The following is a 16,198-nucleotide window of genomic DNA, read 5'->3' as shown; positions in this document are numbered from 1 at the left end:
ATCAACAGTGCAAGGCGGAGCGCTGCGATCACGGCGTGCAGGGACCGTTGGCGGTCACCACCACTTCATCCCCCAACTTCAAGGTCTCGAGCAACTCCCGGAGCACAGACTCCTTGACATTGAGACAGCCACCGGTGACCTTCTCACCGATGCGCTTCTCATTGTTGCTGCCATGGATCGCAAAGCTATACCAACGAAACTTGCCGTCGTAGGTGTTGAACTTGAACGGCTGCTTGACGCTATCGATCGGCTCCAGACTGATGTAACCAATCCCATATTCGCCTGTCTCGCCATCACCACTGAAATCGATGGCATTCATGTTCTTGAACAGACTGGCCTTGAGCTCGGCTTCGCTCTTACCGGACTGCTTGATCAAGTTCGGATCCATCACGAACTGATCCTTACTCAGGATTGCGTTCACCTTGAAACGCCCTAGGGGGGTGTATCCCTCCTCAAAGCGGGTGCCTGCGCAGGTGACGCCGTAGCGCCCAAAGCCCACCTGAAACGCGGTGCGCTGATCACCCCGGAGGATCTCGCCTTCACTCTTGCCAGGCGCCTTGAGATCAATGGCGATGGTGATCGGGCCGCTCAACGCCGAGGGACCCTCTGCCGCAGTCTTGTCACCACTGCAACCTGCCAGCACAGCCGCCAAGGCCAGGGCTGCGAACGGATGGGAACGTCGCATGCTGAAGCGGAAGCGCTGACGCCATCCTGGCGAGGATGGCGGGAGTTGCACGGCCTGCAACAAAGCCCCACCAGCAGCTGTGCCAACCCAGCTTCTGGTCCAGACCCAACTGTCACAGTGCCAGTTCGTCTGGCTAGTATTCGTTCGTGAGGAGATAAAGCTTCTCGGGGTGGAAACAAGGTCACACTCCTGAGCAGCTTTCGGAACCCCTGCCTTCGGCGGGGGTTTCTTTTTGCCCTGGTGCCAGCGCTGCTGACGAGGCATCAACACCAGGGCAAAAAAAAGAGGCCCCTTCCGGCAGCCTCTTGGGGGGTGTGAGGAGAAAAGCCCTGCTCGGGCCCTTCCGCCCACCTTCATAGGGCCCCACCCGGGATCAAGGGAAGCACTGAAATACGACTCAATACGACTGGGGGCTGACAGAGCTCAGCGGCCGATCATGCGTTGACGCACCAGCGCATCCCAGAGGCGCGTGGGCATCAGCCAGCTGCTGGCGGTCGACGCCATCACACCTCAGGCAACAACAACACGCTGCCACGCCGATTCCCACCTTGCGATTCTTCTCCCAAGACCCAATGGGACCAACGGTTCGTGTTAGCTAACTAAATGGCTGAATTCATTAGGAGGCCAATGCAAACCCGTCCACCACGCTCCGCGGCCTGCAGCATCGAAGCCCTTGGCGACAACCACTTCCGCGTCTGCGGGAACAAGGGCTGCATGATCGTGAAAGGTTGGAGCAACGCCCAATACCTGAGCCGCAATAGCAACAACCTGGAACCACAAAGTCGCTTCGCCTTCGACGACTGATCCCAGAGACTCGCGCTTCAACGCTGAAATCAGGTTGTTTTCACGTTGAAATCAGAGTGAAAGCACCGATGCCGCTCCCGAAAAAGACGGCTAATTAAAAACAAGACACCAGGGCCACTGCAGTGCTGCATCCCTCCACAACCGCCGGCTCTGCCGCGGCCCCCGGCCTAGGGATCCGTCTGGCTTGCTGGCTTGAGACCACTCTGATCCAAACCCTGCTCACCCTGGTGCTCTGGCCGCTAAAGCTGATCTACCGGCGGCCCCAGGAAACCTGGCGCGCCTGGTTTGCCAATCAGAAGCTGTGCTCGCTCGACGATCGCTTCTGCTGAAGGCAACGCCAACCTGCTGGTGGAGTTCCCCCAGAAATGCTGATCAGCGCTGGCAGCTGGCCCGAAAGCGGTTGGACGGATTGGTGATGGCGTGCTTGGTGGGGCGCCCACTCACCCGCTTGCGCCAAGCTCGAAACGACGACGCCTTGAGCTCAGCGCGCATCAGGGCAATCACCTGCGCTTCCGAAAGACCGAACTGGTAGTGGATCGCCTCAAAGCTGGTGCGGTCTTCCCAGGCCATCTCAATCACTCGATCCAGGTCTTGATCGGACAGGGCCGCCACATTCACGGAATTGGGCACCGCCACAAGTGATCGCGATTGGCCACGACGCTACGAACCGAATGCAGCGGTCGTGACATCCAAACAATGCACAAACGGGACCACCGTCCGCGACTGGGTTGGCGAGCATGCAGACATGGCAATGCTTATCCCAGCACCAAGCCAACACGGGGGATTTGCAGCCTCGGGGGACTGGCTGGCCCACGGCCAGAACAACCAGCTGCTCCACTTTCGCGCCCACAGCACACCGCGTGGCGACGCCTTGATCGAGGTGCGACGTTTTCACTGGGTGCCGCCCCATCTCCCTGAGCCTCAGGGACGGCAGGTGATCCCCCTGACGCAAGCCCTTGATCGCTGGTCAACGCTGCAGCAGGGCGGCTGGCAGCGCGTGCATGGGCCTGTGCGCTGAGCGATCAGGCATTGCGATTGCGCAGGCGTCAGTGGCCAGCAGCGCTGATGCTGCCAACACTGATGGCAAGGATCCAGTCGTAGCGCGATGACCAGGCAGGGCCGATGGACGCGGCGAGCGCTGCTGCAACTGGTGGGGACGACTCTGGCCACCGCCAGCGCAGTGCGCATCCTGCCCCGGGCGGCGCACGCGGGCAGCCAACCGGGGCGCGGGGCCTGGGCCGCATTGGAGCAGCAGCTGCAGGGCCGACTGCTGACCCCCCAGCTGCCGTGGCGCAACGCCACCGCAGCCGTGCTGAAGAAACTACGCAATCCCTTCTGGATCCAGGAGCAGCCGGAGGGGCTGCAATCCACCGGCTGGCTCGGGGGCTGGACAGCAGTGGCCAGCACCCGCGCCATCGCCGCAGAATCAGCTGCTGATCTCGCCGCTGGGGTGCGATTTGCCCGGCAGCATCGACTGCGGCTGGTGGTGAAAGGCGCCGGACACGACTACCTGGGCCGCAACTGCGCTCCCGATTCGCTGCTGCTGTGGACGCAGCCGATGCAGGGCATCAGGGTGCACGAGGCATTTATGCCCCAGGGAGCACCAGCGGGAACGGCTCCGCTGCAAGCGATCACGGTGCAGGCAGGCGTGCGCTGGCTGGATGTGTATGCCGCCGCAACCGCAGCGGGGCGTTATGTGCAGGGGGGCGGTTGCACCAGCGTGGGGGCCTGCGGTGGCTTCATCCTCGGCAGTGGCTTCGGCAGCTTCTCGAAGCGCTACGGGAGTGGTGCCGCCGGGTTACTGGAAGCGGAAGTGGTCACCGCCGACGGCCAGATCCGGCGGGTGAACAGTCACCAGGATCCCGATCTGTTTTTTGCGTTGCGCGGCGGCGGCGCCTGCAGTTTCGCTGTGCTGAGCTCGATCACGCTCCTGAGCCACCCGATCCCCACACGGCTGGGGCTGGTAACCGGTGGGGTGCAGGCCAGCGATGACGCGGCCTACCGCGAGCTGATCGAAGCGGTGCTGCGCTTCTACCCAAGCCATCTCGACAATCCCCACTGGGGAGAGCAGATCCAGTTCAACCCCGACAACAGATTGGGCTTCCTGCTCACCGCCCTCGATCTGCCGGACGCGCAGGTGCGCAGCAGTCTGGAGACGCTGCTGGCCCCGTTCCGGGCCCAGCCCGACCGCTTCCGCGTGGCACCGGAGTTCACCTTCATGCCCTTTGCAGATATCTGGAATGCCGAGGCCTGGGAGCGCATGAAGCCGGGAATGGTGACCCGCGACGACCAACCAGGGGCCCCGCAAGGGCGGTTCTGGTGGGACGGCAATCAGGGGGAAGTGGGCGCTTTCTGGAACAGCTACGACTCGCTCTGGATTCCGACCCAGGCGCTGAAGCAACGACCAGATCAGGTGGCGGATGCCTTCTTTAACGCCTCACGCCATCGCGGCTTCACGTTCCAGATCAACAAGGGCCTTTCAGGGGAAGCCACGGAAGCCCGGCAGCGCGATCTAGATACCGCCCTGCATCCGGATTGCTACGAGGCCGCAGCGCTGGTGATCTGCGCTTCAGCTCAGCAATACCGCTACCCGGGCCTGGCGGGTCATGAACCCGACATCGCGCAGGGGCGGCGAGACGCCAATCAAGTGCAGCAGGTGCTGGCCACCCTGCGCCAGCTTTTCCCCGAGGCGGGCACCTACAGCAATGAAACCGATTTCTTCCTCAAGCAGGCGGGCCCGGCCCAGTGGGGGCCGCACCTGAAGCGGCTGCAAGCGATCAAACGGCGGGTGGATCCCAGCAACCTGTTCCGGGTGCACAACGGCATCGGCACTCTCAACAGCTGACGCCTCAGCCAGCGTCCTTACAGTCCGGAGCAACCGGGATGAGAGGCGATGGCCAAGCTGGCGGAACTGAACCTGAAGCGTTTTCAACAGCTGAACACCGCCGACAGCTCCTTGCTGGTTCGCAAGCACAAAGAGGTGCTGAATTGGATGATGCGCAGCCTGGGGCTGGACACCTACGGGCTGACCTGGGCGCAGTTCTTCAAGGGTTTGGGGCTGGGAGCTTCTCTGACATGGCTGGTGATGCGTTGACCTGAGCTCGGCCCTTGGCCATGTCAGCAACTGCTCACCGCTTCACCGCAACAACTGGCCTGGGCACGGGTGATGTTCAGAACTGTCCGCCCAAACCCTTCATTAGTGCTCAGAACGGTTTAACTTCGAAAAGACGTAAAACTTCCGCGGGGACGTTGAACGATGAGTGAAAACACTCAGCAGTACGACGAATTTGAGTCACCGTCGAACACCGACGACAAATACGGCAAGTACGAGGTGCCGTTCCACACCCTCGAAAAGCACGGCAAAGAAGAGTTTGATGCTGAGCACGATGCCGGAATCAACAACCCCGAGAGCCGCCACCGCGACAAGATTCTCGATCAGATCTGCGACACCCATCCCGGTTCGCCGATGTGCAAAGTGTTCGACGACTGAGCCTCTGCACGACAGGAAGCCTCTGTTGCTTCCAAGCTTCGGAGCCCTGCCTGATGGCGGGGCTTTTTTGTTGGCCATCGTCAGGACCTTCAAACCCAGCACAGCGCATGGGACGCCGCAGTGTGAATTGGCACGTCAGCCACGGATTGAAACCAAGACAATGGGCCTTCCAGAGAAGAGCCCATGGATCAAGTTGAACGCGACAACTGGGCCAGAATCGCCGCAGAGCTGGAAAAGAGTGGCGTCACCGAAAGTGGCTTCTATCAACGGGCCAAAGCCATCGCTGATGGCAAGCCCGACCCGTTGCCGACCGGGCCGCAAGGCATGCTCCCATCCATGGACGGCTGACCTAACCCACAAGCGCCAGCCAGGCCCCAAACCCTGCTGCCAACAGACCGCACACCAGCGCCTGGAGCACGGTGGCGGCGGGGTCGGGTTTCTCCCAGCGATCGATGGTGCGGCACGCCATTGCGTAGCACTCGCAATTGCGGTCGAGCTTGGCGAGGTAGCGCTCCACAAACTGCTCATCAAGCTCCAACCGGTAGAGCCGGGAGCGGATCTGGTTGCGCTCGAACTGGGTCATGGCGCCCTTCTAACCAACGGCAGCACCGCTGTGTGAGGCGGCTTTGCGTTCCAGCACCGGGTACTGGAAGTACTCGCCACCGCGCCAGCGCCAGGCGGGAATGGAATCGCCGAGGCTCACGCCTTTGAGGTCTGCCACCTTCACCACCATCACCGGCTGTTCGCGCTCGATCACCTGCAGGTATTTGCGGGAGGAGGTGCGCAGGGTGGGCAAACACGCCTGCAGCCAAGGCCTCTCAAGCCCCCGGCAGACTGACGAAATGGATTGCAGCCAAGCCCGACACCGCCTCGATCAACTGCTGGAGCAGGGCGAGATCGAGCCCGCCACCCATCGCTGCGGGCTGGATCTACTCAACGCACGCGAACCAACCAGTGATGAAGAGGCGCTGAACTGCGCTTCAGCCGAAGCGGTGGAGCGTTGGGGTCGCCAGAACGCGCTGCACTGGCAAGACAACCTCGATGCCGAGGCCTTTGCCGAGCGGTTTGAAATCGGCCACGGGCACACCTATGGATGCATCGAGCAAATGGTCAGCTGCATCGACACCGCCCTGCTGGCTGAGCTCCTGAATCAGCAGAAGCAAGCAGCGCAGTGATTCAGACAGAGACAACAGGATTCAGCTCAAGCGTGCTGCTGAGGGTGAGCCGGGCATGAAAGATTTCAAACACCGCATCGATACGCTGCGCTTCGAATTTTGAAATCTCCAAAACCACCGCAAGGTGATCCAGAAAGCGGCGCTCTTCTGGCTCGAAGGGGCCATCGGAGCGCATCAATTCGGAGGCCATGGCATAGGCCGTCATGCACTGCGCATTCGTGAGACATTTCGCGGCCTTCAGCATCATCTCGTGAGCCCCTAAGGAGCGTCGCAAGTCCAAAAGATCGTCCAGAAGGGCAATCATTTCGCCATCGCTCATCTGGCAGAACGGCTCGCGGTAATCCAAGGCATGGCGAAATGCCCGCGTGCCCGCTGGGGTGAAATGGCTATCCCAAGACACAGCGGCCAAGCCAACAGCCGCAAATGCAGTTAACGAATCCATCACTGAGGACAACAGAACTTTGGTTATGGCCTCAGCTCACCAGCCAGTGATGTTGCAAACAACACAGGCCTGATGCGTTAGGTGATTCCACTTAGCGCAAGCATCTTCACAGGAAGACAGCTATTTCATGGCAGAGCGTCATGCGCCAAAGCGGTCACCGGAGCGACCTCTCTTTAAGCCTGAGGTGTGCTGCCCCCGCTTCAATTTCAGCCACAACGCTTTCTCCAAAGCCGTGAGCTTTGGCTCTTTCTCATGCAGCAGCGCAGAGGCACGCGTTTTTGCGTTGACGATGTACTGAGTGGTGCGGTCAAGCTTGTCGAAAGACATCACCAGAAGGCAATCAGCAAGTCACTCGTAAATCGTCGCGGTGGCCACTTGATGTGCCCAAGAGCACCAAATTGCCTTGCTTCAGGCATACGGAACCAGCGGAAATCCAAATCCCTCAACTGAGGGAGGCATCGCTCGGCCTCAATCCCTCAACTGAGGGTTTGCGTGCAGACGGGTTGGCTTGACAGTGGAGGAGCGCGCCGATGGGTTCAATAGCAAGCCAGTGATGACCACTCCCCGCTACGGCGAAGCACTGCAATGGGCCGAGGAGCTGCATCGCCAGCAGCGACGCAAAGGCAAGCCGATTCCCTACATCGCGCATTTGATCAGCGTCAGCGCCTTGGTGTGGGAAGACGGCGGCAATGAAGATCAGGCAATCGGAGCCCTTCTACACGACGCCATCGAAGACGCGGGCCAGACCCATGCATCAATCGCCGAGCGCTTTGGGGTGGCAGTGGCCGACATCGTGCGCGACTGCACCGACACCTCCCCCGAGGCCAGACCGGGCGCGAAAGAACCCTGGTTGCTGCGCAAAACCCGCTACCTCGACTCCCTGGCCAGCAAACCGATCAGCTCCCTTCTGGTGACCGCCGCCGATAAGGCCCACAACGCCGGCGACATGGTGCTGGATGCGCGGCGTGATCCAGCCATGTGGAGCAAGTTCAATGCCGGCCTCGATGGCAGTGCCTGGTATCTGCTGCAGATGCATCAGGCGCTGGAGAAGCGCCTCCCCAGCAGCCGATCAGTGGAACGGCTGGGGGAAGCAGTGAGCGAAATCCTCAGCAGCAACGCCTATCAACACCTGATTCCGGCTGGATCCAACGCCGAGCAGTGGGCCAATAGCTACCCCGAACGCCATGACCGCTGACCTTGCGATGAGCTCGATTACCTACGGCAACCAAAGCGTGCCGTTGCACCAGAGACCGCACTGGCGACCGGTGCCGCACTGCCCCTACCGGCGCCTGAAAGACTTAACTCCCACCAGCCGCTGGTTCGATCTGTCTCCCGCCAATGCAGAAACGCTTTGGGAAACCCATGTGGCCCAGGCGCTGGGCATGCCGGCATGACCATCGAGCAGGAGCTTTACCGCACCCTCTGCAACGAATGGCCCCAAGCGAGCTGATCCCTCAGCTCAGTGATCAGCGCATGACCAACCTCACAGCCAGCCGTGAGCCCGATCACAGGTTCTGCTCAACAACCGGGCAATCGTGAAAACACGGTGAAGGACAACCACAAAAACGTCATCGCCGTTCCATCAGCGCCAGAGATATCCGAGAGCCCCGCCCCAGTGGTGGGGCTTTCCCTTGTTCAGGCCTCAAGGCCATAACCGACACGTTGATCAGCGGTGCCTGGCTAGCCACCCGTCATGTTCGCACCATGACGAGTGCACAAGCCTGCACCGCTCAACACAGGCTCAAAACCATCTTCAAAAAATAAAAATCACTTGCGAGCCATCCAAACCAGATCGCTTGTTGTTGTTATTGACTTAATGCCTTGATCTCCAGTGAGCAGTAGGTGCTATCAGGCTTGCGGCCTTGTTCACGCAAAGCCTTCACTTCCAAGGCCGCTGCACGTAGATCGGCTCTGAAGACAGGATCAGCGTGGAGCTGTGCCACGGCAGCAGACCCAATAATCTGACTGGCCTGCACATCACTGAGCCAATGCACATTGCAGATGCTGCGGCTCTTGCCATAGTCAATACCGCGTGCCACCAATTGATCACGCCGTTCGGGCGCCACTTCACTCAACACCAATGCCCACGCCCAGCCTGCGGCGGTGTGCCCTGATGGATAAGACCCATCATTTCGGAGGAGTTCATCATCCTCAGGTGTGCACATGGGCTGATTGTTGACAGTGAAGGGGCGAGGTCGTTGGTAGTGATTTTTGGCGCTATAAGTTGCCAGACCGGCATCGGTGAGCGTTCGGTGCAACAGGGTGTAGAGACGCGGCGTTTCCTCCTTGGAGATTGGAACGCCCAAGGCGCAGGAATAGATCGATGCGGCAGCTGGAAAATTCAAGTTGGCATCGCGTGCCGCCAGGTCCCAACGCGGCGTGCCTCGAAGGGGAAATGTGGCTTCTGCTGTCTCTACATCGAGCGCATAAGCAGTAGAGCCTGCTTGTGGTGGGGCGGGAAGCAATTCAAGTGAATTCGGCTGTGAGCTCGGGGGCAGGTATCCCTCCACCAAGCCATGCTTCAACTCTTTGAGATTGTCTGGAGAGCCAATATTGGATTCGCAATGCTGTGCCGGCTCAGCGAAGGCCGGACCTGCCAACAGTGAGAGGGTTGCTGCGATGGCAAGCATGCTCCCGGCGATGCTGCTTGAAGCCATGGCTTGGTGTTTCACTTTTTTGTAGGTAGCAATGCCTGGAGCCATTGGCTACGAATCGCCCATCTCCCCTAAGGGGATGCTCCGCCACAACGCCCTCAAGGGCTAGATCCGCCAAAGAGAAATGGTCCTCGATGCAGTAATCATCTGATCTCGCGTTGCTTGATTGGCCTTAGCCAACAATTTGTGGATCTGAAAGAAAGTCGTACTGGTGAAACCCATCCAAGCCCTCACCAGCACAAACTCACGAGTGATGAACTGTTAGCGCCCTCTTCAAAGAACTAACAGCTCACAACCCATCACCCGGGGAAAGCAAAGGCGCTGTGTGAACCGCTTCTGCATCACCCGGAGGAGAGCAGAAGCGTGGTGGAACGCTCCTACTCACCGGATCAACTCAGGAAGCCAGTGCCTGAGTCCCCATCACTTTCAGGCACGAGCCCTGGGCGTGACTTGCTGAATGTTCTCCTCATGGGTGATGAAAGCACCACATGCTGTGTCTCCAATGTCAGGCCCAGTGGTGAAATGGCCTCCTATGGCCTTGAAGCTGTCAATGCGGGAATTGACCAACCTCACAGCCAGCCGTGAGCCCGATCACAGGTTCTGCTCAACAACCGGGCAATCGTGAAAACACGGTGAAGGACAACCAAAAAAACGTCATCGCCGTTCCATCAGCGCCAGAGATATCCGAGAGCCCCGCCCCAGTGGCGGGGCTTTCCCTTGTTCAGGCCTCAGGGCAGAGGCCATGGATCTAAGTCGCAATGTCCCGGAGTCACTGACCTCGGTCGAAAAGCAGCTTTGAGAAGCTCAATGCGATTCGGCAATGGGAAGATCGACTGGCGCATTGCCGATAGCCGTCGATGCTGACGTCCTGAGCAGCCGTGGCTAGGAAGTGAAGGCGACCGAGGTGGGACACCGGGTCGTCTGGTGCGGTTGCGTCGAAACGCCCCACCGCTTTGGTCATCACCCCCGCTTTATTGGCTAGACGGGGTGATGACCTCTGTCTACGGATCGGGCAATAAAAAACCCCGCGGATTGCGGGGCGTTGCGTTGATGTGATCACGGTGCCGAGCCGATAGCAGCAAGCCTTCCCGGTTCCACTGCGGGGTCCAGTCAACAAGGGGTCTGTCCTTCATAGGCATGGCGCTTCAGGTGGCTGAACTGAGGCTTTCCCTTGTTCAGGCCTAAGCGAGGGTGTGCTGTTCAACTGCTGGATTCGAGGGTGAGGGCAGACGCCATGCGCCGTTCTTCATGGGACAGAAAGTCGCCCCACATGCCGATCAGAAAACTCAAGGTCTTGAGGGCTTTGAGCTGAGCATCAGACCCTGGCTTCGTGTACTTGAAGTCCATAAACATCTTGTCGGCGATGTTTTTTTGCTCCTGGCAACGGGAATCGATGGTCATGTTCAGGCCTCCGGAACCACAACGCCTTCGTTGTCTGAGAAGCGCACAGACCAAAGCTCTTCAGTCGTCACCAAACCATTCTCGTCCAACAATTCTGGGTGAACGGTTTTAAGCCCAGTGCGATCGCTCTTCGCGCTGGCTGTTGAAGCAGACGACAAACGCATCATCCTGAATGCTTGCAGAAGCAGGCATGCCAGGACCGCGGCGTAAGCAAGAGAGAAAAGCACAGACCACCCAACCAAACATGAAGAAAGGTTAACGACTGTTGCCGTTAGCCGGGGCCGTCTGCATTGGAATCCGAAACGGGCGGTTTTCTGGGGTGAGTGGTCTCGACCGAACCAAGCAGGGCGGTTCTCCTGCTTCTCGCCAGCAACCACCGGCAGGATGCTGATGCAGTCGAGTCATGAAGAGGAACGAGACCTCTGGAAGTGGGATTCCAGGGGTCTTTTTTTGCTTCAACGGCTGATCCGCTGCTCTGATGCTGCTGTGACCAACCCCACAACCATCCGTGAGCGCGATCACAGGCTCAACGCAGCAACCGGGCGATCGTGAAATCACGGTGAAGGACAACCCAAAAAACGTCATCGCCGTTTTATAAGCGCCAGAGAGATCTGAGAGCCCCGCCCCTTGGTGGGGCTTTCCCATGGCCCACAGCCCTTCAGGCCGCCGGGTGATCAATCGCTCCTTCGGCGCCTCGAAGTCCCACAGTCGATGTCGGGCAGCTGACGCGCGCTGCAGGCTTCTCGGATCACAGCGAAGCGCTGCTCAGGAGTCTTGGCACCACGTCGCTCCAACAGCTCAAACACCAGTGGGCTGATCAAGCCGTCTTGCAAAAGCTGTTGGTTCGTTTGGGCCAAGGCCTGGGACCCGCAGAGCAGTGCGATGCCCAACGACCAGCCAAACGCACTGATGGGCTTCATCGACACCGCTGCCAGCCAGACAATGTCATCTTGCTGAGATCCCCGGGCGTTGGCGACTCCCTTCAAACTTGGAGCCAGCAACCCGCTCCGCTTGCGCCCGCGTTTCCCAATCCTCAACGCACTGGCGCTGGTGCTGACCCTCGGCGGCACCGCTCCAGCCACAGCAGCACCGATCAGCCGCGACGATCCGGAAACCGCTGATCTCGGCCGCAAACGAAGTGTCACCGCCAGCGGCCGCGCGGTGGTGGTGACCGCCAATCCCCTCGCCACAGAAGCGGGAATCGCTGCATTGCAAGCGGGTGGCAGTGCCATCGATGCCCTGGTGAGCGCCCAGGCGGTGCTGGCGGTGGTGGAACCCCAGAGCTCCGGGCTGGGGGGTGGCGGATTCCTTCTCTACTGGGATGCCAACGCGAAAACCCTGGCGGTGCTCGATGGCCGGGAAGTGGCCCCGCAGCGCAGCCAGCACAGCGACTTGCTCAGCACGTCGGGGGCACCGTTGCCCTGGCGTGATGCCACCAGCACCCCCCAGGCCATCGGCATCCCAGGAACGGTGGCCCTGCTGTGGGACGCCCACCAACGCCATGGACAATTGCCCTGGGCCCAGACCCTGGCACCAGCCATCCGCACAGCCACCGATGGGTTCAAGCCCAGTCCCCGCTTTCTGCGTTCCCTGCACCTGGCCAAGCGCTTTGGGGTGGCCCATAGCCCCGCCTTTCAGGCCCTCTATCTCCCAAGCGGTCAACCGCCACCAGCAGATCAACCCTTCCGCAACCCGGCCTTAGCCCGCACCCTCAGCACCCTGGCCCGCGAGGGCGGGCCAGCCTTCTACGCAGGGCCGCTGGCGCAACAGATCCTGGGCGGCGTGAATGCCTTGAAGACCACCACGCCCAATTTCCGGGGCTGGAGCGCATCCGATCTGAGCAGCTATGCCGTGGTGCGCCGCGCCCCCCTCTGCAGCCAGCAGCTGGGGCACCGGATCTGCACAATGCCGCCACCCAGCAGCGGCGGGATTGGGCTGCTGCAGACCCTGGCCTTGCTCAACCAGAGCACGCCCCTGGCGGAATCGGCGCCAGACGATCCCACGGTCTGGCGGCAACTGGGCAAAGCCCAGGCCTGGGCCGATGCCGATCGCCTCTATTGGGTGCATGACCCGGTGGGTGGCAGCGTGCCCGCCGCGGCCCTGCTGGATCCGGCCTACATCAAGGAGCGCGCCGCACATCTGCAAGGTGCTGGCGATGCCACACCCGAACCTGGTCTGCCCCCGGGCGTAAGCCGCTATCCCTTTGGCCGGCCCGCACCCAGCAAGGAAGAGGGCACCACCCAGATCACGATCGTGGATGCCAGCGGCAACATCGCCGCCTACACCGCATCGGTGGAGACGATCTTCGGGAGTCGGCACCTGGTGGCCGGCATGGTGCTGAACAATCAGCTCACCGACTTCGCCTTTGTCCCCACGCTGCAGGGGCTGCCGGTGGCCAACCGGCGCCTGCCGGGCCGCCGGCCGATGTCGTCGATGGCGCCGACACTGGTGTTCCGGGGAGGGCATCCGGTGCTGGCCCTGGGCAGCCCAGGCGGTCGCACCATTCCCCACCTACTCAGCCGGGTGCTGCTGGCTTCGCTGATCTGGAACGAACCCGCCGAGCGGGCCGTGGGCCTACCCCACCTCTCCAATCGCCGCGGAACACTGGTGCTGGAGAGCACCCCTCCCCTGGCCTGGCCCTTCGTGGTGGAGCAACTCAATAGCAACGATCAACCCATACGGCTGCAAGCCATCGGCAGCGGCACCGCCCTGGTGCAACGGAGCAACGGCCAGTGGCAAGGGGCAGCTGACCCGCGCCGGGAGGGCACCGCGCTGGCATTGCCCTAGCGGACCTAAATCCCAGGGCTACGTTGAAAACGCCGATCGCAGGTCGACCATGAAAGCGAACGTGCCACTGCTGGCAGCCATGCTCAGCTCTGCAGCCTTGGCAACAACGGCCTGCAATCCCTCCACCGAAGCGCAAAAGCCGGCGGAACCCACCAACCCAGCCACCCCCACTCCGGTGCTGGTGTCACCAACCGAGCAACCGCGCAGTGATCGCGTTGTCGGCTACTGGACCTCTTCCTCAGGTGCCGGCATCACCCTCGCTTACACAGGCAAACCCAACAGTCTCTGGATCCAGATGTTCCCCAAACCGGAGCGCATTGATCCTCGATTTGACACCACAGCCCAGTGGTCGAGCACTGACCGCTTCACCTACACCGACCGGAGTGGATCGAGCATTGAAGGCCACGTTTCCGCCTCAGGAAACAGCATCGAGCTCAAAGGGGCCGATGGCTCTACTGAAACCTGGCGACGCAAGCGCTAAACGGCACCATCAACCCCAGCTCCTGACGTGAAGGCGATCACAGGCTGAGGCCAACCACCTGGCGATCCCTTGCATCAGGGCCAAAGAGATCCGAGAGCCCAGCCCCTGTTCTGGGGCGTTCCCATGAGGCTCAGCACTCCAGGCCGCTGGCGCCACCCATACGGCCATGAATCTCAGTGACGAATGCTGGACCCGAACCCCCTCTTGGGCCAGGATCAACGAACTCTCAACGGACCGAATGGCCAACGAATCCGGAACTTGGGTTAACAATCAGCCGCCAGCAGCTTTCGAAAAGCTCTGGAGAGGCTTGGCACTGGTTGGAGCTATCCACCTAGGGGGGATGCTCACCAACATTATTTTCCAAATGATGGGAAACAACAGCTTGGATAGCATTCCTGCCAAATTCCTTGGTCTTTGATCCAATTCCAGCAAGACAACAAAAAGGAGCCCCTGCCGAAGTAGGGGCTCCTTTTTGTTGTCTTGAAGCGAGTCGCTAGAAGTTCGGCCAGCAACAAGCTCAATCAGAGCCCCAGCATTGGCGGCGGCACGACCTTGAGCCTGCCGTGAATAACGCCACAACCATCGGTGAGCGCCACCACAGGCTGAGGCCGACATCCGAGTGCGAGAAATCACCGAGACAAGCAGAACCTCTGACTGAGGCCATCGCGCAGGTTTCCAATCACCCATCACCAAAGAGCAACGATCAGCTCTTGCTGACAGCAGCCTGCTTTCGTACCAACCAACACGCCTGACGCAAAGAGCGTTTCGCGATGGTGCGATCACTTGACCATTAAGGCGATGTTGAGCCATCGATGTGTTGAAATTCTGCCCCGATCCGGCCTTCAGGCCGGCGTGGCCTTTTTCAGCGACCCCTTGCCAAGCGATGCAACCCTGATCGCTGAAGTGCCCCCATCAGAACAACCCCAATTGTTCTGCCACCGCAGGCAAACCGATCAACTGATGGTGCTGCGCGGCAGTTTCGATCTGATCGTGTTGCAAAACCGTCAGTTGCGCAGAATCACGCTGCGCGAGGACGAAGCCACCTGGGTCCGCATTCCCGCAGGCGTTCCCCACGGCGCGATCAACCGCAGCTGCCAATCGGTGGTCATCGTGAACGCAGTCTTGCAACACGGCCCCAGCGACCCTCGCGACTACCTGCCGCGCCCAGTTCCCCGCTCCCTTCTCACGCAGTGGGAAGCGTTGATCGCCGGCAACCGCTGACGGTTTTGCCAGGACTGTGGCTTTGTCAAACGCGATGGAGCCACAGTCTCTCAACATCGATCTGAGAGCACGAGCCTCAACCACTCAACGGCACCTCAACCCAATCAACAAGACAAAGGCTGCAGCAACCAACAACCAAACCGCATTCAAAACATCCCAACAACAACAACAATTGCGCATCCTGAAGTAATATAAAGCTCAAGCATCAAAATACCGACAGGCAATAATTTTTATTGCCTTCTCGAATCACCGAATCAAGCCTGCATAGGTTTCAAGAACCAGTGCTTGATGCGTGAAAAAGCCCATCATTCCTGACAACGAATCGGCGCGGCTCAAAGCCCTGAGCGAATACAGAATTCTGGGAACAAAGCCCGAGCGCTCCTACGACGACATCACCGCGATCGCATCGCTGGTGTGCGGGACACCCATCGCCCTTCTCAGCCTGGTCGATGCTGAACGGCAATGGTTCAAATCCAAAGTGGGCGTCAACGTTGACGAAACACCCAGGGATTGGTCGTTTTGTGCCCATGCCATTCACACCCCCGACCCCCTGATCGTCCACGACGCTCTCTGGGATGAGCGTTTTCACGACAACCCCCTGGTCTGCGGGGACCCGAAGATTCGCTTCTATGCGGGCTTCCCGCTCACGAATGACACCCAGGAGCGCATCGGCACCCTGTGCGTGATAGATCGCCAACCCAAGCACTTGTCAGACAATCAGTTGGCAATCATGACCGCCCTCGCCCGCCAGGTGATGACGTTTCTCGATCTGAGGAAACGCTCACTCCGGCTGATGGAATCGTTCTGCTCCTCAGACAAACCCCTGGGGATGATTTCGACCTGCAGCTACTGCCGCAAAGCCAAAAATGATCGAGGGCAATGGGTTTTTCTCGATCAATACCTTGGCGAGCACAGTGATCTGCACTTCTCCCATGGCATCTGCGACAGCTGCATCGAGGAGCACTTCCCAGAAGTCCTGAATGCCTGGGAAGCCGAACAACACGCGGAAGCACAACACGCGCATGACCACTCCACACACCAGGTTTGAGCTGTTGTTT

At 60.0% G+C, this 16,198-nt stretch carries 25 protein-coding genes; 15 read left to right on the top strand and 10 right to left on the bottom strand.

Translation table 11 applies throughout. The annotated features are described in order from the left end of the window. Positions 1-28: 28 nt before the first annotated feature. The gene (locus RS9916_RS00955; protein ID WP_038023967.1) at positions 29-685 is read right to left on the bottom strand and encodes a L,D-transpeptidase; all 657 of its coding nucleotides are present in this window, start codon (positions 683-685) and stop codon (positions 29-31) included. A gap of 627 nt (positions 686-1,312) precedes the next feature. On the opposite strand from RS9916_RS00955, the gene RS9916_RS14215 reads away from it, so the two are divergent. Beyond that, positions 1,313-1,489 (top strand): hypothetical protein, encoded by a 177-nt coding sequence (locus RS9916_RS14215; RefSeq protein ID WP_007097277.1) that lies wholly within the window; start codon positions 1,313-1,315, stop codon positions 1,487-1,489. A 122-nt stretch (positions 1,490-1,611) separates the two neighbouring features. Further along, positions 1,612-1,818: a hypothetical protein gene (locus tag RS9916_RS00950; RefSeq protein ID WP_007097276.1), complete on the top strand. Its 207-nt coding sequence runs from the start codon at positions 1,612-1,614 to the stop codon at positions 1,816-1,818. Between the two features lie 43 nt (positions 1,819-1,861). On the opposite strand, the gene RS9916_RS00945 is transcribed toward RS9916_RS00950, so the two are convergent. After that, complete coding sequence (locus RS9916_RS00945) at positions 1,862-2,119, bottom strand: TIGR03643 family protein (RefSeq protein ID WP_369791587.1); 258 nt, start codon at positions 2,117-2,119, stop codon at positions 1,862-1,864. Between the two features lie 115 nt (positions 2,120-2,234). Between RS9916_RS00945 and RS9916_RS00940 the strand changes: the two genes are divergently transcribed. From RS9916_RS00940 to RS9916_RS14680, 5 genes are all read left to right on the top strand, one after another. Next, positions 2,235-2,507, top strand: a complete 273-nt coding sequence (locus RS9916_RS00940) for a DUF1651 domain-containing protein (RefSeq protein WP_156777444.1) — start codon at positions 2,235-2,237, stop codon at positions 2,505-2,507. An 87-nt stretch (positions 2,508-2,594) separates the two neighbouring features. Then, positions 2,595-4,334, top strand: coding sequence for an FAD-binding oxidoreductase (locus RS9916_RS00935; protein WP_007097273.1), 1,740 nt, complete (start codon positions 2,595-2,597; stop codon positions 4,332-4,334). A gap of 48 nt (positions 4,335-4,382) precedes the next feature. Continuing rightward, the gene (locus RS9916_RS00930; RefSeq protein WP_007097272.1) at positions 4,383-4,583 is read left to right on the top strand and encodes a hypothetical protein; all 201 of its coding nucleotides are present in this window, start codon (positions 4,383-4,385) and stop codon (positions 4,581-4,583) included. A 162-nt stretch (positions 4,584-4,745) separates the two neighbouring features. Then, complete coding sequence (locus RS9916_RS00925) at positions 4,746-4,979, top strand: hypothetical protein (RefSeq protein WP_007097271.1); 234 nt, start codon at positions 4,746-4,748, stop codon at positions 4,977-4,979. Between the two features lie 183 nt (positions 4,980-5,162). Further along, positions 5,163-5,327: a hypothetical protein gene (locus RS9916_RS14680; RefSeq protein ID WP_007097270.1), complete on the top strand. Its 165-nt coding sequence runs from the start codon at positions 5,163-5,165 to the stop codon at positions 5,325-5,327. Between the two features lies 1 nt (position 5,328). Here the strand turns inward: RS9916_RS14680 and RS9916_RS00920 are convergent, their stop codons facing one another. Together RS9916_RS00920 and RS9916_RS00915 are read right to left on the bottom strand one after the other, a co-directional pair. Beyond that, complete coding sequence (locus tag RS9916_RS00920) at positions 5,329-5,562, bottom strand: hypothetical protein (protein ID WP_007097269.1); 234 nt, start codon at positions 5,560-5,562, stop codon at positions 5,329-5,331. 9 nt (positions 5,563-5,571) lie between these two features. Continuing rightward, positions 5,572-5,775 carry a hypothetical protein gene (locus RS9916_RS00915; protein WP_007097268.1) on the bottom strand — a complete coding sequence of 68 codons (204 nt, stop codon included), beginning with the start codon at positions 5,773-5,775 and terminating at the stop codon, positions 5,572-5,574. A gap of 46 nt (positions 5,776-5,821) precedes the next feature. On the opposite strand from RS9916_RS00915, the gene RS9916_RS00910 reads away from it, so the two are divergent. Next, a complete protein-coding gene (locus RS9916_RS00910; protein ID WP_007097267.1) occupies positions 5,822-6,154 on the top strand; it encodes a hypothetical protein in 333 nt (110 codons plus the stop codon). Between the two features lies 1 nt (position 6,155). Here RS9916_RS00910 and RS9916_RS00905 read toward each other — a convergent pair whose 3' ends face one another. Together RS9916_RS00905 and RS9916_RS14675 are read right to left on the bottom strand one after the other, a co-directional pair. Then, positions 6,156-6,500 carry a tellurite resistance TerB family protein gene (locus tag RS9916_RS00905; RefSeq protein ID WP_232199488.1) on the bottom strand — a complete coding sequence of 115 codons (345 nt, stop codon included), beginning with the start codon at positions 6,498-6,500 and terminating at the stop codon, positions 6,156-6,158. Positions 6,501-6,734: 234 nt separating this feature from the next. Beyond that, on the bottom strand, positions 6,735-6,923 hold the full coding sequence (locus tag RS9916_RS14675) for a hypothetical protein (RefSeq protein WP_007097265.1): 189 nt from the start codon (positions 6,921-6,923) through the stop codon (positions 6,735-6,737). Positions 6,924-7,149: 226 nt separating this feature from the next. Between RS9916_RS14675 and RS9916_RS00895 the strand changes: the two genes are divergently transcribed. Together RS9916_RS00895 and RS9916_RS00890 are read left to right on the top strand one after the other, a co-directional pair. Then, positions 7,150-7,791 (top strand): HD domain-containing protein, encoded by a 642-nt coding sequence (locus RS9916_RS00895; RefSeq protein WP_038023963.1) that lies wholly within the window; start codon positions 7,150-7,152, stop codon positions 7,789-7,791. Next, positions 7,781-7,990, top strand: a complete 210-nt coding sequence (locus RS9916_RS00890) for a hypothetical protein (RefSeq protein WP_007097263.1) — start codon at positions 7,781-7,783, stop codon at positions 7,988-7,990. Before RS9916_RS00895 ends, RS9916_RS00890 begins: the two co-directional genes overlap by 11 nt. A gap of 411 nt (positions 7,991-8,401) precedes the next feature. On the opposite strand, the gene RS9916_RS00885 is transcribed toward RS9916_RS00890, so the two are convergent. From RS9916_RS00885 to RS9916_RS00865, 4 genes are all read right to left on the bottom strand, one after another. Beyond that, on the bottom strand, positions 8,402-9,253 hold the full coding sequence (locus RS9916_RS00885) for a phosphatase PAP2 family protein (RefSeq protein WP_038023960.1): 852 nt from the start codon (positions 9,251-9,253) through the stop codon (positions 8,402-8,404). A gap of 1,197 nt (positions 9,254-10,450) precedes the next feature. Further along, positions 10,451-10,651, bottom strand: a complete 201-nt coding sequence (locus RS9916_RS00875; protein WP_007097259.1) for a hypothetical protein — start codon at positions 10,649-10,651, stop codon at positions 10,451-10,453. 2 nt (positions 10,652-10,653) lie between these two features. After that, a complete protein-coding gene (locus RS9916_RS00870) occupies positions 10,654-10,878 on the bottom strand; it encodes a DUF2973 domain-containing protein (RefSeq protein ID WP_007097258.1) in 225 nt (74 codons plus the stop codon). A 447-nt stretch (positions 10,879-11,325) separates the two neighbouring features. Next, a complete protein-coding gene (locus tag RS9916_RS00865) occupies positions 11,326-11,571 on the bottom strand; it encodes a hypothetical protein (protein WP_156777567.1) in 246 nt (81 codons plus the stop codon). Between the two features lie 91 nt (positions 11,572-11,662). Here RS9916_RS00865 and RS9916_RS00860 point away from each other — a divergent pair, with 91 nt between their 5' ends. From RS9916_RS00860 to RS9916_RS00840, 5 genes are all read left to right on the top strand, one after another. Continuing rightward, entirely contained in the window at positions 11,663-13,438 is a 1,776-nt protein-coding gene (locus tag RS9916_RS00860; RefSeq protein WP_007097255.1) for a gamma-glutamyltransferase family protein, read from the top strand. Between the two features lie 49 nt (positions 13,439-13,487). Beyond that, positions 13,488-13,919 carry a hypothetical protein gene (locus RS9916_RS00855; RefSeq protein ID WP_007097254.1) on the top strand — a complete coding sequence of 144 codons (432 nt, stop codon included), beginning with the start codon at positions 13,488-13,490 and terminating at the stop codon, positions 13,917-13,919. Positions 13,920-14,157: 238 nt separating this feature from the next. Continuing rightward, positions 14,158-14,337, top strand: a complete 180-nt coding sequence (locus RS9916_RS00850; protein ID WP_156777443.1) for a hypothetical protein — start codon at positions 14,158-14,160, stop codon at positions 14,335-14,337. 434 nt (positions 14,338-14,771) lie between these two features. Further along, the gene (locus tag RS9916_RS00845) at positions 14,772-15,140 is read left to right on the top strand and encodes a cupin domain-containing protein (protein WP_232199487.1); all 369 of its coding nucleotides are present in this window, start codon (positions 14,772-14,774) and stop codon (positions 15,138-15,140) included. 292 nt (positions 15,141-15,432) lie between these two features. Next, a complete protein-coding gene (locus RS9916_RS00840; RefSeq protein ID WP_007097250.1) occupies positions 15,433-16,188 on the top strand; it encodes a GAF domain-containing protein in 756 nt (251 codons plus the stop codon). The last annotated feature ends 10 nt before the right edge of the window (positions 16,189-16,198 follow it).

It is taken from the genome of Synechococcus sp. RS9916 (genome assembly GCF_000153825.1).
In the GTDB taxonomy this organism is placed as follows: domain Bacteria; phylum Cyanobacteriota; class Cyanobacteriia; order PCC-6307; family Cyanobiaceae; genus Synechococcus_C.
This window is presented reverse-complemented; position numbering and strand designations above follow the sequence as displayed.

Bases quoted from the DNA above. Each gene is read 5' to 3' on its own strand.
- RS9916_RS00955 (WP_038023967.1), bottom strand. From the start codon at position 685: ATGCGACGTTCCCATCCGTTCGCAGCCCTGGCCTTGGCGGCTGTGCTG.
- RS9916_RS14215 (WP_007097277.1), top strand. From the start codon at position 1,313: ATGCAAACCCGTCCACCACGCTCCGCGGCCTGCAGCATCGAAGCCCTT.
- RS9916_RS00940 (WP_156777444.1), top strand. From the start codon at position 2,235: ATGGCAATGCTTATCCCAGCACCAAGCCAACACGGGGGATTTGCAGCC.
- RS9916_RS00935 (WP_007097273.1), top strand. From the start codon at position 2,595: ATGACCAGGCAGGGCCGATGGACGCGGCGAGCGCTGCTGCAACTGGTG.
- RS9916_RS00930 (WP_007097272.1), top strand. From the start codon at position 4,383: ATGGCCAAGCTGGCGGAACTGAACCTGAAGCGTTTTCAACAGCTGAAC.
- RS9916_RS00925 (WP_007097271.1), top strand. From the start codon at position 4,746: ATGAGTGAAAACACTCAGCAGTACGACGAATTTGAGTCACCGTCGAAC.
- RS9916_RS14680 (WP_007097270.1), top strand. From the start codon at position 5,163: ATGGATCAAGTTGAACGCGACAACTGGGCCAGAATCGCCGCAGAGCTG.
- RS9916_RS00920 (WP_007097269.1), bottom strand. From the start codon at position 5,562: ATGACCCAGTTCGAGCGCAACCAGATCCGCTCCCGGCTCTACCGGTTG.
- RS9916_RS00910 (WP_007097267.1), top strand. From the start codon at position 5,822: ATGGATTGCAGCCAAGCCCGACACCGCCTCGATCAACTGCTGGAGCAG.
- RS9916_RS14675 (WP_007097265.1), bottom strand. From the start codon at position 6,923: ATGTCTTTCGACAAGCTTGACCGCACCACTCAGTACATCGTCAACGCA.
- RS9916_RS00895 (WP_038023963.1), top strand. From the start codon at position 7,150: ATGACCACTCCCCGCTACGGCGAAGCACTGCAATGGGCCGAGGAGCTG.
- RS9916_RS00890 (WP_007097263.1), top strand. From the start codon at position 7,781: ATGACCGCTGACCTTGCGATGAGCTCGATTACCTACGGCAACCAAAGC.
- RS9916_RS00885 (WP_038023960.1), bottom strand. From the start codon at position 9,253: ATGGCTTCAAGCAGCATCGCCGGGAGCATGCTTGCCATCGCAGCAACC.
- RS9916_RS00875 (WP_007097259.1), bottom strand. From the start codon at position 10,651: ATGACCATCGATTCCCGTTGCCAGGAGCAAAAAAACATCGCCGACAAG.
- RS9916_RS00865 (WP_156777567.1), bottom strand. From the start codon at position 11,571: ATGAAGCCCATCAGTGCGTTTGGCTGGTCGTTGGGCATCGCACTGCTC.
- RS9916_RS00855 (WP_007097254.1), top strand. From the start codon at position 13,488: ATGAAAGCGAACGTGCCACTGCTGGCAGCCATGCTCAGCTCTGCAGCC.
- RS9916_RS00850 (WP_156777443.1), top strand. From the start codon at position 14,158: ATGGCCAACGAATCCGGAACTTGGGTTAACAATCAGCCGCCAGCAGCT.